Source organism: Roseomonas sp. CCTCC AB2023176, from assembly GCF_042259275.1.
Taxonomy (GTDB): Bacteria; Pseudomonadota; Alphaproteobacteria; order Acetobacterales; family Acetobacteraceae; genus Roseomonas.
This window is the reverse complement of sequence record NZ_CP170086.1, coordinates 4,616,231-4,629,180: the sequence shown is the minus strand read 5'-3', so window position 1 is coordinate 4,629,180 and position 12,950 is coordinate 4,616,231. Positions and strand designations below refer to the sequence as shown.

At 71.8% G+C, this 12,950-nt stretch carries 8 protein-coding genes, 1 tRNA gene and 3 pseudogenes; 7 read left to right on the top strand and 5 right to left on the bottom strand.

Annotation, left to right across the window (positions count from 1 at the left end; all coding sequences use genetic code 11):
* Nucleotides 1-19: 19 nt before the first annotated feature.
* Nucleotides 20-106, bottom strand: a tRNA-Leu gene (locus ACE7GA_RS23180).
* Between the two features lie 253 nt (nt 107-359).
* On the opposite strand from ACE7GA_RS23180, the gene ACE7GA_RS23175 reads away from it, so the two are divergent.
* From ACE7GA_RS23175 to ACE7GA_RS23145, 7 genes and pseudogenes are all read left to right on the top strand, one after another.
* Nucleotides 360-1,313: a complex I NDUFA9 subunit family protein gene (locus ACE7GA_RS23175; protein ID WP_376100494.1), complete on the top strand. Its 954-nt coding sequence runs from the start codon at nt 360-362 to the stop codon at nt 1,311-1,313.
* A 174-nt stretch (nt 1,314-1,487) separates the two neighbouring features.
* Complete coding sequence (locus ACE7GA_RS23170) at nt 1,488-2,939, top strand: NAD(P)-dependent oxidoreductase (RefSeq protein WP_376092198.1); 1,452 nt, start codon at nt 1,488-1,490, stop codon at nt 2,937-2,939.
* Nucleotides 2,936-3,379 (top strand): hypothetical protein, encoded by a 444-nt coding sequence (locus tag ACE7GA_RS23165; RefSeq protein ID WP_376092195.1) that lies wholly within the window; start codon nt 2,936-2,938, stop codon nt 3,377-3,379. The genes ACE7GA_RS23170 and ACE7GA_RS23165 overlap by 4 nt, the downstream gene beginning before the upstream one ends.
* A 14-nt stretch (nt 3,380-3,393) precedes the next feature.
* Complete coding sequence (gene gltB / locus ACE7GA_RS23160) at nt 3,394-7,923, top strand: glutamate synthase large subunit (RefSeq protein ID WP_376092192.1); 4,530 nt, start codon at nt 3,394-3,396, stop codon at nt 7,921-7,923.
* Between the two features lie 82 nt (nt 7,924-8,005).
* Nucleotides 8,006-8,995: pseudogene (locus tag ACE7GA_RS23155) on the top strand (endo-1,4-beta-xylanase); the annotation flags it as partial.
* A 129-nt stretch (nt 8,996-9,124) separates the two neighbouring features.
* Nucleotides 9,125-9,793, top strand: coding sequence for a glutathione S-transferase family protein (locus tag ACE7GA_RS23150; RefSeq protein WP_376100492.1), 669 nt, complete (start codon nt 9,125-9,127; stop codon nt 9,791-9,793).
* Nucleotides 9,794-10,043: 250 nt separating this feature from the next.
* Nucleotides 10,044-11,023: pseudogene (locus ACE7GA_RS23145) on the top strand (threonine aldolase family protein).
* 24 nt (nt 11,024-11,047) lie between these two features.
* Here ACE7GA_RS23145 and ACE7GA_RS23140 read toward each other — a convergent pair.
* The 4 genes and pseudogenes from ACE7GA_RS23140 to ACE7GA_RS23125 form a co-directional block, all read right to left on the bottom strand.
* Nucleotides 11,048-11,791 (bottom strand): SDR family NAD(P)-dependent oxidoreductase, encoded by a 744-nt coding sequence (locus tag ACE7GA_RS23140; protein WP_376092190.1) that lies wholly within the window; start codon nt 11,789-11,791, stop codon nt 11,048-11,050.
* A 109-nt stretch (nt 11,792-11,900) separates the two neighbouring features.
* Entirely contained in the window at nt 11,901-12,386 is a 486-nt protein-coding gene (locus ACE7GA_RS23135) for a CinA family protein (protein ID WP_376092187.1), read from the bottom strand.
* A 175-nt stretch (nt 12,387-12,561) separates the two neighbouring features.
* Nucleotides 12,562-12,774, bottom strand: a complete 213-nt coding sequence (locus ACE7GA_RS23130) for a phosphatidylglycerophosphatase A (RefSeq protein ID WP_376092184.1) — start codon at nt 12,772-12,774, stop codon at nt 12,562-12,564.
* 32 nt (nt 12,775-12,806) lie between these two features.
* Nucleotides 12,807-12,932: pseudogene (locus ACE7GA_RS23125) on the bottom strand (phosphatidylglycerophosphatase A); the annotation flags it as partial.
* Nucleotides 12,933-12,950: the final 18 nt, after the last annotated feature.

The following is a 12,950-nucleotide window of genomic DNA, read 5'->3' as shown; positions in this document are numbered from 1 at the left end:
AGTGTCCGGGAGAACCCGATGGTGCCCAGGAAAGGACTCGAACCTTCACAGCCTTGCGGCCACAGGTACCTGAAACCTGCGCGTCTACCAATTCCGCCACCTGGGCAAGGGGTCGGCGCCGCGCGTGGTCGGGTGCGGCGGGACCGGGTGTGTATGGGGGGTGCGGCAGGGCGTCAAGACCACCGCGGCGCGGCCCTCCCGGCCCGGGGCGCGGCGTTCGGGACGCGGCTCGTCCTCGCGGCCCGTCTCGGCCGCAGGCCTGTGTCTGCCCCGTAGTGGCCTCCCTCTGGGCGTCCATCTTGGCGTTGGAGGGCACGCGCCCCATAGGGACGCGGAACGAGCAGGGATGTCCGGCGATGATGAACGCGAGGCGGCGCGTGGCGGTGGTCTTCGGCGGCTCCGGCTTCATCGGGCAGTACGTCGTGCAGCGCCTCGCGCGGCGGGACTACGTCGTCCGCGTCATCACGCGGGATCCGGAGGGCGCGCGGCCCCTGATGACGCAGGGGCTGGTGGGGCAGATCGTCCCCCTGGCGGCGGACCCCTTCGACGACCTCGCGCTGGCGCGGGCGCTGGAGGACGCGACCGTCGTCGTGAACCTCATCGGCATCCTGTTCGAGCGGCGGGAGGGCGACTTCGCCCGCGTCCACGGCGCGCTGCCCGGCCGCATCGCGGAGGGCTGCGCGAAGGCGGGCGTGCAGCGCCTGGTCCAGGTCTCGGCGATCGGGGCCGACGCGACGTCGCCGAGCCTCTACGGCCGCAGCAAGGCCGAAGGGGAGGCCGCGGTGCTGGCCGCCTTCCCGCGGGCGACGATCCTGCGCCCCTCGATCGTGTTCGGGAGGGAGGACGCCTTCTTCAACCGCTTCGCCGGGATGGCACGGCTGCTGCCGGTTCTGCCGATCGTCGGCAGCAACACGCGCTTCCAGCCGGTCTACGTCGGGGACGTGGCGGACGCGGTCATGGCCGCGCTGGACCGGGAGGATGTCTTCGGCCGCACCTACGAGCTCGGCGGCCCCCGCGTCGCGACCTTCAAGGCGCTGATGGAGGAGATGCTGGAGGTCGTCGGTCGCCGCCGGCGCGTGGTGGAGCTGCCGCGCGGCCTCGCCGAGTTCCAGGCCAAGGTCTTCGAACGTCTGCCGAACCCGCCGCTGACCCGGGACCAGCTCCTGCTGCTCGGCCGCGACAACGTGGTCGGGGACGGGATGCCGGGTCTGCACGAGCTGGGCATCGAGCCGACGACGCTCGAGAGCATCCTGCCCGTCTACCTCGCCCGGTTCCGTGTCGGCGGGGAGCGGAAGACCCGGCCGGCGCTTTAGGACCGTATCGGACCTGATTGATGCCGCGTTGTCTTATCGGGCGCAGGGCGTCGTCCCTCCGCCCCGATGACAGGGCAGATATACTGTCCTAGTAGCGCTTTTCTTCTCGCAATGGCGAAACGACCATGGCATGTGCCCCGGCCGCCCGGAATCCGGGCGACGGAGGGATCGCCCATGGCCGAGCGGATGCTGCAATTCGTGCGCCTTTCGCAGCGCACGCCGGAGAAGCGTCCGGCCACGCTTCGCCGCGAGGACTTCCAGGAGATTTACGACCGCTTCGACACCGCGCATGCCGCGGAACAGGCCAGCCGCTGTTCCCAATGCGGCGTGCCCTTCTGTTCAGTGCACTGCCCGCTGAACAACAACATCCCGGACTGGCTGAAGCTGACCACCGAGGGGCGGCTGGAAGAGGCCTACGAGGTCGCCTCGGCCACCAACACGTTCCCGGAGATCTGCGGCCGCGTCTGCCCCCAGGACCGGCTGTGCGAGGGCAATTGCGTCATCGAGAAAGGCTTCGATTCCGTCACGATCGGCGCGGTCGAGCGCTACATCACCGACACCGCCTTCGAGCGGGGCTGGGTGAAGCCGCCCTCGCCGCCGCGGGAGGTGGACCGGTCCGTCGCGATCATCGGTGCTGGCCCCGCCGGCATGGCGGCGGCGGAGCGGCTGCGCACGCTCGGCTGGAAGGTCCATGTCTATGACCGGTACGACCGCGCGGGCGGCTTGCTCATCTACGGCATCCCGAACTTCAAGCTGGAGAAGGAGATCGTCCTCCGCCGCGCCGCGCAGTTCGAGGAAGGCGGGATCACCTTCCACCTGAACGCCGAGGTCGGGCGCGACGTGTCGCTGGAGGACCTGCGGTCCCGGCACGACGCCGTGCTGATCGCGACCGGCGTGTACAAGGCCCGCGACATCGCTCTTCCCGGCGCCGACCTCCCGGGCGTCGTGCCGGCGATGGACTTCCTGACGGCGTCCAACCGCAAGGGGCTGGGCGACGAGGTGCCGGACTTCGACTCCGGCGCGCTGAACGCGGCGGGCAAGCGCGTCGTCGTCATCGGCGGCGGCGACACGGCGATGGATTGCGTGCGCACGGCCGTCCGGCAGGGCGCGGCCTCCGTCACCTGCCTCTACCGGCGAGACAAGGCGAACATGCCGGGCTCCATGCGGGAGGTCGCGAACGCGGAGGAGGAAGGCGTGCGCTTCGCCTGGCTCTCCGCGCCGGAATCTTTCGAAGGAGAGGCCTTTGAAGGGGAGGAGCACGTCACCGGCGTGCGCGCGGTGAAGATGCACCTGGGCCTGCCGGACGCGACGGGGCGGCAGCAGGTCGAGCCCATTCCCGGCTCGGCTTACGTCGAGCCCGCGGACCTCGTCATCAAGGCGCTGGGCTTCGACCCGGAGGACCTGCCGGCGGCCTTCGGCGAGCCGGCGCTGACCGTGACCCGCTGGGGGACGATCAAGGTGGACCACCGATCCATGATGACCTCGATCCCCGGTGTCTTCGCCGCCGGCGACATCGTGCGCGGCGCGTCGCTGGTGGTCTGGGCGATCCGCGACGGGCGTGACGTGGCCGAGCATATCCGCAACTACGCCGACGCGCGGGACGCCATGCCGGTGGCGGCGGAGTGAGGGCCCTTCTGCTGCTGGCGCTCCTCGCGGCGCCGGCGCTTGCGGCTGAGGTCGAGGAGCCCAGGGCCTCCGCCGACCGCCTCGTCGCCGCGCTGGTGGAGCGGGGGCCAGCCGCCTTCCTCGACGCGATCGTCGAAGACACGGCGATTGGTGCCGATGCCTTCCAGCGCCGCGAGATCGCCGAGAGCCGCCTGCGGCGCGTGCGGGAGCTCGAATCGCTCGGTGTCATCGTGGACAGCGAATACGCAGGCGCCCGGCACTTCGCGCCGTCCCTGCGCACGCTCTGCTACATCGTGCGGTACCGGCGCCAGCCCCTGCTGATGGCCTTCCGCTACTACCAGGGCGGGCGCGGCTGGGACCTCGTCAACTACGCCTACGCCCCGCATGCGGGGTTGCAGAACTGGGAATGCGCGGCGGCCGCTCCGCTCGTCGCGCCATGACGGAGGGCAACGCGATGACCGAGTCCGGGACCGATTTCGCCGCGCGCTACGCCGCGGACGCCGCGCGTCTCCGCGACGAGGCGCAGCTTGACCTGACGGAGCACGACGCCTGCGGCGTCGGCCTCGTCGCGGCGCTCGATGGCCGCGCGCGGCGCGACGTGGTGCAGGCCGGCATCGACGCGCTGAAGGCCGTCTGGCACCGCGGCGCCGTGGACGCGGACGGCAAGACCGGCGACGGCGCGGGCATCCATGTCGAGATTCCGCAGGACTTCTTCGCGGAAGCCGTGGAGCGCGGCGGGGACAAGCTGCGCCCCGGCCGGATCGGCGTCGGCATGGTCTTCATGCCGAAATCCGACCTCGGCGCGCAGGAGCGTTGCCGTTCCATCGTGGAGACGGAGATCCTCGTCGCGGGCTACGCCATCTATGGCTGGCGGCAGGTGCCGATCGACGTGACCTGCATCGGCGAGAAGGCGAACGCCACCCGGCCCGAGATCGAGCAGATCCTGATCTACGATCCGGAACAGCGGGAGGCCGCCACCTTCGAGCGCGACCTCTACGTCATCCGCCGTCGCATCGAGAAGGCGGCGATCGCGGCGCAGATCCCCGACCTCTACCTCTGCTCGCTGTCCTGCCGGTCCATCATCTACAAGGGCATGTTCCTGGCGGAGAGCCTGACGCAGTTCTACCCGGACCTGCTGGATGCGCGCTTCGTCAGCCGCTTCGCGATCTACCACCAGCGCTATTCCACCAACACCTTCCCGACCTGGCGGCTGGCGCAGCCCTTCCGTACGCTCGCGCATAACGGGGAGATCAACACCCTCCACGGCAACGCGAACTGGATGAAGAGCCACGAAACCCGGCTCTCCCACCCGCTGCTTGACCCGTGGGTCGACGACCTGAAGCCGATCGTTCAGGCCGGCGGCTCCGACACCGCCACGCTCGACAACGTCTTCGAGCTGCTGGTGCGCGGCGGCCGCGACGCGCCGATGGCGAAGGCGATGCTGATCCCGGAGAGCATCGGCAGCAACGCCACGATGCCGGCCGCGCACCGTGAGCTGTTCCTGTACTGCAACGCGGTGATGGAACCCTGGGACGGTCCGGCCGCCATCGCCGCGACCGATGGCCGCTGGGTCGTCGCCGGCCTGGACCGGAACGGCCTGCGCCCGATGCGCTACACGATCACCGCGGACCGGCTGCTGATCGTGGGTTCCGAGACCGGCATGGTGAAGGTGCCGGACGATGCGGTGCTGGAACGCGGCCGCGTCGGCCCGGGCCAGTGCATCGGCGTGGACCTGGACGAAGCCCGGTTCTACGGCGACGGCGCGCTGAAGGACGAACTCGCGGGCCGCAAGCCCTTCGGCAAGTGGACGGCGCGCACCACGCGCATCGACGACATCGTCAGGGTGGACGCGGTCGAGGCCGCGACGCTGGAGGGCGACGACCTCCGCCGGCGGCAACTGGCGATGGGCGTGACGCTGGAGGATCTGGAGGCCATCCTGCACCCGATGGTGGAGGACGCGGCGGAGGCCACGGGCTCCATGGGCGACGACACGCCGGTCGCCGTGCTCTCAGGCCAGTACCGCGGCCTGCACCACTACTTCCGGCAGACCTTCAGCCAGGTCACGAACCCGCCGATCGACTCCCTCCGCGAGACGCGGGTGATGACGATCAAGACGCGGCTGGGGAACCTCGGGAACATCCTCGACGAGGATCCGACCCAGTGCGACATGCTGATGCTGGACAGCCCCGTCCTGTCCAACGCCGAATTCGCGGCGATGCGGTCCTACATGGGCGACACCGCCTGCGTGGTGGACGCGACCTTCCCGGTTGCTGACGGCGAGGCCGGGCTGCGGCGGCATATCGAGCGCATCCGGCGCGAGGCGGAGGACGGCGTTCGCTCCGGCTGCGCGCACGTCATCCTGACCGACGAGGCCATCGGGCCGGATCGCGCGGCGATCCCCGTCATCCTCGCGGTTGGCGCGGTGCACACGCATCTGGTTCGCCATTCCCTGCGCACCTTCACGAGCCTGAACGTGCGGTCGGCGGAATGCCTCGACACCCACACCTTCGCCGTCCTGATCGGTGCGGGCGCGACGACCGTGAACGCCTACCTCGCGCAGGAAAGCATCGCGGACCGGCACCGGCGCGGGCTGTTCCCGGGCCTGACGCTGAAGGAATGCGTCGCGCGCTACAAGAAGGCCGTGGACAAGGGCCTGCTGAAGATCATGTCCAAGATGGGCATCGGCGTCCTGTCCTCCTACCGCGGCGGCATGAACTTCGAGGCGATCGGGCTGTCCCGCGCGCTGGTCGCGGAATTCTTCCCCGGCGTCCCGTCGCGCATTTCCGGCATCGGGCTGCCCGGCATTTCCCGCCGCCTGCTGGAACTGCACCGGCAGGCCTGGAGCGCGGCCACGGCGGTGCTGCCGGTCGGCGGGCTGTACAAGCTGCGTCGGCGCGGGGAAGCGCATGCCTTCGACGGCAGCCTGATCCACCTGCTGCAGAAGGCGGTGGAGACGGATTCCTATACGACCTTCAAGCGCTACACTGACGCCGTGCGCCGCCAGCCGCCCGTCGCCCTGCGCGACCTCCTGGATTTCCGGACCGAGGCGGCGAAGCCCCTCGAGCTGGAGGAGGTCGAGAGCATCACGGAGATCCGCAAGCGCCTGCTGGCGCCCGGCATCTCTCTGGGTGCGCTCTCCCCGGAGGCGCATGAGACGCTGTCCATCGCCATGAACCGCATCGGCGCGCGCTCCGACAGCGGCGAGGGCGGGGAGGACCCGGAGCGCGCGAAGCCGCGCCCGAACGGCGACAACGCGAACTCCGCGATCAAGCAGATCGCCTCCGGACGCTTCGGCGTCACGGCCGAGTACCTGAACAACTGCCGGGAGATCGAGATCAAGGTCGCGCAGGGCGCCAAGCCCGGCGAGGGCGGGCAGCTGCCGGGGTTCAAGGTCACGGGCCTCATCGCGAAGCTCCGGCACTCGACGCCGGGGGTGACGCTGATCTCGCCCCCGCCGCACCACGACATCTACTCGATCGAGGACTTGGCGCAGCTCATCTACGACCTGAAGCAGATCAACCCCGACGCGACGGTCTGCGTGAAGCTCGTCGCGCGCTCGGGCATCGGCACGATCGCGGCGGGCGTGGCGAAGGCGAAGGCCGACGCGATCCTCGTCTCCGGCCATTCGGGCGGGACGGGGGCCTCACCCGTGACCTCGATCAAGTATGCCGGCCTGCCCTGGGAAATGGGGCTGTCCGAGACGCACCAGGTCCTGCTGCTGAACCGCCTCCGCCACCGCGTGCGGCTGCGTACGGATGGCGGCATCAAGACGGGGCGGGACGTGGTGATCGCCGCCATGCTTGGTGCCGAGGAGTTCGGCATCGGCACGGCGAGCCTCGTCGCCATGGGCTGCATCATGGTCCGCCAGTGCCATTCCAATACCTGCCCCGTCGGCGTCTGCACGCAGGACGATGCCCTGCGGGCGAAGTTCGCGGGATCGCCGGAGAAGGTGATCAACCTCTTCTCCTTCGTGGCGGAGGAGGTGCGGGAGATCCTGGCGTCCCTCGGCTTCCGGCGGCTGTCCGACGTGATCGGGCGAACGGACCTCCTGAAGCAGGTCTCGCGCGGCTCGGACGACCTCGACGACCTCGACCTCAACCCGCTGCTGGTCCAGGCCGATGCGGGCGGACTGCCGTCGCACTGCACGCTGGAAGGCCGCAACGAGGTGCCGGAGACCCTGGACGCGGAGATGATCCGCGACGCCGCGCCGCTCTTCTCCCGCGGGGAGAAGATGCAGCTGCAGTACAACATCCGGAACGTCCACCGCGCGATCGGCACGAAGACCAGCAGCATGATCGTGCGGCAGTACGGGATGCACGGGCTGCAGCCCGGGCACCTGACGGTGCGGCTGCGCGGCTCCGCCGGCCAGTCGCTCGGCGCCTTCGGGGTACGGGGCCTGAAGCTGCAGGTCCTCGGCGACGCCAACGACTACGTCGGCAAGGGCCTGTCCGGGGCCACGATCATCGTCCGTCCCCCCGCCGCATCGAACTACGTGTGGGAGGAGAACACGATTGTCGGCAACACGGTTCTCTACGGCGCGACGTCAGGCGAACTCTTTGCCGCCGGCCAGGCCGGGGAGCGTTTCGCCGTCCGCAATTCCGGCGCCACGGCGGTTGTGGAGGGTGTCGGCGCCAATGGCTGCGAGTACATGACGGGCGGCACGGTCGTGATCCTGGGGGGCGTCGGCGACAATTTCGGCGCGGGCTTCACGGGGGGCCACGCCTTCGTCTGGGACGCGGAGGGCACCTTCGAGCGGCGGATCAACCCGGACACGCTGCTCTGGTCGCGCCTCGGCTCCAACCACTGGGAAGGCGTGCTGAAGGCCCTGGTCGAGCGGCACCGGGACGAGACGGAATCCCGCCTCGCCGCCCGCATCCTGAACGACTGGGCGACCGAGCGCGACCGCTTCTGGCACGTCGTGCCGAAGGACTACGCGAACCTGCTGCCCGTGCCGATGACGGAGCAGGCGCTGGCGGCGGAATGATCGGCGACGCGCCCTCCTCGGCACCACGGCCGCCGCTGGCTTCGGCCCGGCGGCCGGCGGCGCGGAGGGCCTTCGGGACCGCGCTTCACGGCGCGGCCTCTTCTTCGGTGCGGCGCTGGACCCGCGGCACCTGCGGGAGCCGGGTTTCCGGGAGGCGTTCCTGTCGCAGTGTGGTCTCCTCGTCGGGGAAGGCACGCAGCAATGGCGCCGGATGGAGCGCGACCCCGGCCGCGACACCGCCGCCGAGGCGGACGAGCTGGCGGCGTTCGCGGCCAGGAACGGCGTGCTCCTGCGCGGCCACGCGCTGTGGTGGCACATGGCCATCCCCGACTGGGCCCGCGCGCTGGATCACCGGTCCTTCCGCGCCGCCGCCGAGACGCGCCTGACCGCCGCGGCCGGGCGTTGGTCCGGCCGCGTCGCATCCTGGGACGCCGTGAACGAGGCGATCCGCCCGTCGGACGGCCGCGCCGACGCGCTGCGGGAAAACCAGTTCCTCGCGGCTTTCGGACCCGGTTGGGTCGGCCATGCCTTCCACCTCGCTCACGCCGCCGATCCCCAGGCGCTGCTGACCTACAACGAGTTCGGCGTCGAACACGCCCGCCGCGCGGACCGGGAGAAGCGGACGGCGCTGCTGCGCCTCCTCGAAGGATTGCGGCGGGACGGCGTGCCGGTGGGCGGCCTCGGCGTGCAGTCACACCTCGAAGCCGGGGCGCCCTTCGCCGCGCCGGAATGGCGTGCCTTCCTGCGCGACATCGCGGGCCTCGGCCTGTCGATCCTCGTCACCGAACTCGACGTGAACGACCGCGACCTGCCGGCCGACCCCGCCTCCCGCGATGCTGCGGCCGCGGAGCTCGTCCGGCGCTACCTCGATGCGACCCTGGACGAGCCGGCGGTCAAGGGCGTGATCACCTGGTGCCTGTCGGACCGGCATTCCTGGATCCGCGGCGGCCGGCCCTACCACCAGCGGCGCGACGACGCGCGGCCGCGGCCGCTTCCGCTGGACGACGCGCTGTCGCCCAAGCCGATGTGGCAGGCGATCGCCGCCGCCTTCGACGCGGCCCCGGTCCGCTGACCGCGCCGCGGGCCGGACCGGCGTCGGGATGGACGCATCGCGAACGGGGCCTCACATCGCGGCCATCTTCGGTCCCGTCGCGCCGGCGCGCCTTGCCGCGGGGGACCCGGGATGGCAAAGGCGCCCGCCGTGCGCGTCCTGTACCACCTTCCGCTCTCGCCGCCCTGCCGCAAGGTCCGCCTTGCCCTGGCCGAGAAGCGCATCCCGTTCGAGCTGCGCACCGAGCGCGTCTGGGAGCGGCGCGACGAATTCCTGGCCCTTAACCCCGCCGCCACCGTGCCGGTGCTGCAGGAGGAAAGCGGCCTGGTGATCGCGGATTCCTACGCGATCTGCGAATACCTGGACGAAGCCTATCCCGACATGCCGCTGCTCGGCCGCACCCATGCGGAACGGGCCGAAGTCCGCCGCCTGATCGCCTGGTTCGACGGCAAGTTCGGCGCCGAGGTCACGCGCAATCTGTTCTACGAGAAGCAGATGAAACGCGTGCTCGGCCGCGGCCACCCCGATGCCGGCGCGCTGCGGGCAGGCTACGCGAACCTTCGGCCGCACCTCGAATACCTCGGTTGGCTGGCGGAGACGCGGTCCTGGCTGGCGGGGCAGAACCTGACGCTGGCGGACCTCGCGGCGGCCGCGCACCTCGCGTCTCTCGACTACATCGGTGACGTGGACTGGACGGTCAGCGAGGCAGCGAAGGACTGGTACGCCCGCGTGAAGTCGCGCCCGTCCTTCCGTCCCATCCTGGCCGACCGCGTCAGCGGCGAACCTCCGCCGCCGCATTACGCGGACCCGGATTTCTGATCCGTCGGACCCGCGTCGCGACGGCACGGCCCTCTCCCGCCGGTCGAAGGGCGCGGCACATCCGCTGCCTGACAGGCTTCCCCGGACCGCTTCCCCGACCTAGCCCCGCCCCGCGACGCCTGCCACCCTGCGACGCCTCACCAACCGGAGCGCCCCCGCCTTGGTCCACGCCCCCGCACGCCCCCCAGTCGGCGCGCCCCCCGTCCGCATCAACCTCTATTCGGACACCCAGACCCGCCCCACGCCCGCAATGAAGGCCGCGATGATGGAGGCCGAGGTCGGCGACGAGCAGCACGGCGATGACCCCACCGTCCACGCCCTCTGCGACCGCATGGCGGCCCTGCTCGGCAAGGAAGCCGCCATCTTCCTGCCCAGCGGCACCATGTGCAACGTCGTCGCGATCAACACCCATTGCCGCCCGGGCGACGAGGTCGTGGCGCACGAATCCGCCCACATCCTCACCTCGGAGGGCGGCTCCCACGCCGCCATCGCCGGCGTGCAGATCATGCCGCTGCCGGGCCCGCGCGGGATGTTCGCCGCGGACATGCTGCGTGCCCATGTCCGGGCCCGCACGCGCTACTCCCCGCCGCAGACGCTGCTGGAGATCGAGCAGACCGCCAACCTCGGCGGCGGCGCCGTCTGGCCGCTCGCGGTGCTGACGGAACTGACGGACATCGCGAAGGACCAGGGCTGGCGCACCCACATGGACGGTGCGCGGCTGATGAACGCCTGCGTCGCCGCGGGCATCCCCGCCGCCGAGATGTGCGCGGGCTTCGACACCGTCTGGCTCGACTTCACGAAAGGCCTCGGCGCCCCCTCGGCGCCGTCCTCGCGGGCAGCGAGGAGTTCATCGGCCGCGCCTGGCGCTGGAAGCAGCGCCTCGGCGGCTCCATGCGCCAGGCCGGCATCTGCGCCGCTGCCTGCCTCTACGCCCTGGACCACAACATCGACCGCCTCGCCGAGGACCACGCCAACGCCCGCGCCCTGGCCCGCGGCCTGCGCCAGATCCCCGGCATCTCCGTGGACGATCCGGACACCAACCTCGTCTACTTCGACCCCGCCGGCGCCGGCACGACCGCCGAATCCCTCGCGGCCACGCTGCGCGCACAGGGCATCGCCGTCTCGGTCCTCGGCGGCCGCGTCCGCGCCTGCACGCACCTCGACGTCACGACGCCGATGATCGACGAGACCCTCGCCGCCATCGCGACGACCCTGCGGCGCGCCGCCTGAGGGCGAGGCGGGGAGGGGACTTGGCTACGTCTCCGCCCCGCCATTCACCCCGAGCATCTGCCCGTTCACGTAGGCCCCACCTTCGCTCACCAGCATCCGCACCACCGCGGCCACCTCCGCGGGCGTGCCCATCCGCCCCACCGGCACCCGCGCGCCGTAGCCGTGGCGATGCGTCTCCACCCCCGGCACGTCGTCATCCGCCGCGATGGGCCCCGGCGAGACCGCGTTCGCCGTGACGCCCTTCGGCCCGAACTCCTTCGCCAGCGCCTTCGTCAGCCCCCAGACCCCATGCTTCGCGACGGAGACCGGCGCCCGCCCCGCATAGCCGTGGATCGCGTTCATCCCGGTGAAGCAGACGATCCGCCCCCAGCCCCGCTCCAGCATCCCCGGCAGCACGGCCTGCGACAGCCAGATCGCCGCCTCCAGGTCCACGGCCAGAACGCGCCCCCAATCCTCCGCCGTCGTCTCGAGGAAGGCCTTCGCCGGCCGCAGCGCCGCGTTGTTCACGAGCACGTCCACGGTGCCGAAGGCGGCCAGCGCCTCTGCCGCGACGCGCGCGCATTCGTCCCGCCGTCCCACATCCCCCATCGCGACGAGCGCCCCGACGCCGAAGCCCCGCACCTCCGCCGCGACCGCCTCCGCCGCCGCCCGGTCCGACGACCCGTTGACGACGACGTTCATCCCGTCCGCCGCCAGCGCGAGTGCCACGGCCCGCCCGATGTTCTTCCCCGCGCCCGTGACCAGCGCCGTCCTCACCGCCTCGGCCAAGCCCGCCTCCCTCCGGATTCCGATCCGCGCCGGCCGAGCCATCGCCCCGACCGCCCGCCCGTCATCGCCCCGCCGCCCCGCCGCGCAACGCGCCCGACGGCGCCGCCTCTCACGCCATCGCCGCCGCCGTCTCCAGCGCCACCCCGACGGTCGCCGCCCGCACCGCGGCACGATCACCCGGGAATACGCGGCGCCGCACCTCCACGCGCCCGCCCGCCGCGGCCGCCCCGATGAAGACAAGCCCCACGGGCTTCCCCAGCGTCGCCCCGCCCGGCCCCGCGATCCCCGTCGCCGATACGGCCACCGAGGCCCCCGTCGCGCGCCGCGCCCCCTCGGCCATCGCCCGCGCCACCTCCTCGCTCACCGCGCCGACGCGCGCGATCACCCCAGGGTCCACCCCGACCATCGCCGCCTTCGCCTCGTTCGAGTAGGTCACGAACCCGCCGAGCACCACGTCCGACGACCCGGGGATCGCCGTCAGCGCCGCAGCGATCAGCCCGCCCGTGCAGGATTCCGCCGTCGCGATCGTCAGCCCCGCCGCCCGGAACCGGTCGATCACTTCCGCCGCCCGCAGCAGCGTCGCCCCGTCCAGCATCAGTTCCGCCCCTTTGCCCGCCCCTTTGCCCGCCCCTCTGCCCGCCCCTCTGCCCGCCCCTCTGCCCGCGACCCCGCCGCAGGACCGACCGGCCCCCCGACGATGCCGCAGGCCCCGCCGCAACGGCCTCCGGTGGTCCCTGCATCGCGCGAGACCCCGCGCCCGCTCCCAGGGCTCACAGCCACCCCGCCGCCCGCACCGCCACGATCACCGCCCCCGCCATCGCCCCCGCGATCACGTCATCCAGCATCACGCCCATCGCGCCGGCCCGCCGGTCCGCCCACCCCACCGGCCCGGGCTTGGCAATGTCGAACAGCCGGAACAGCGCGAAGGCCAGCACCACCCCCACCAGGGCCCCGCCGCCGGAAGGCAGGCCAGCGCCGCGCATTGTCCCGCCGCCTCATCGACCACGACCCAGTTCGGATCCTCCCGCGCCTCGGCCAGCCGCGACACCGCCCAGAGCCCGCCGAAGGCGAAGACCGCCGCCAGCGCCAGGCAGGGCAGGGGTCCCAGCAGCACCGCCGGCAGCACCGCCGCCGAGGCGATCGTGCCCGGCGCCGGCCG